Origin of the sequence: Bradyrhizobium sp. CSA112 (genome assembly GCF_029051645.1) — a bacterium.
Classification (GTDB): domain Bacteria; phylum Pseudomonadota; class Alphaproteobacteria; order Rhizobiales; family Xanthobacteraceae; genus Bradyrhizobium.
On record NZ_JAACFS010000147.1, the window covers coordinates 1 to 437 of the forward strand.

Below are 437 nucleotides of genomic sequence, written 5' to 3' on the forward strand. Positions count from 1 at the left end.
GCTGGAGAATGCGGTCAAGTACAGCCCGGCGGGGACCGTCGTCAGCCTGAGCATCCGCCTCGAAGGCGACTGGCTGAGCTGCCGGATCGTCGACCAGGGCAAAGGTATCGCGGCCGCCGAACTACCGCGCCTGTTCAGCCAGTACCAGCGCTTCGCTTCCGCCGAGGGCAGCGCCGGCCTGGGCCTGGGGCTGGCCATGGTCAAGACGGTGATCGACCGGCACGGCGGCAGGATCGGTTGCCAGAGCCAGGTTGGCCAGGGCACCACTTTCGAGATTCGCCTTCCGCTGCTGAAAGGCGAGGAATAACCGCTACTGGCGGAAGTCGGGTCTTCCTCCAACTTGCATTGGTCTCGAAGTTCGGAAGATCCAGGCGGCCGGGCTATTCCGCTTCCCGTCTATCGAAACGGCAACTGCCTTCCCTCGTGAAACTCCGCAG

Annotated in this window: 1 protein-coding gene; it reads left to right on the plus strand. The window is 64.3% G+C overall.

Annotated features, from left to right (window positions below):
• Window positions 1-307: sensor histidine kinase (locus GWE18_RS42065; RefSeq protein WP_275191327.1), on the plus strand; the 307-nt coding region annotated here is incomplete at its 5' end.
• Window positions 308-437 lie beyond the last annotated feature (130 nt).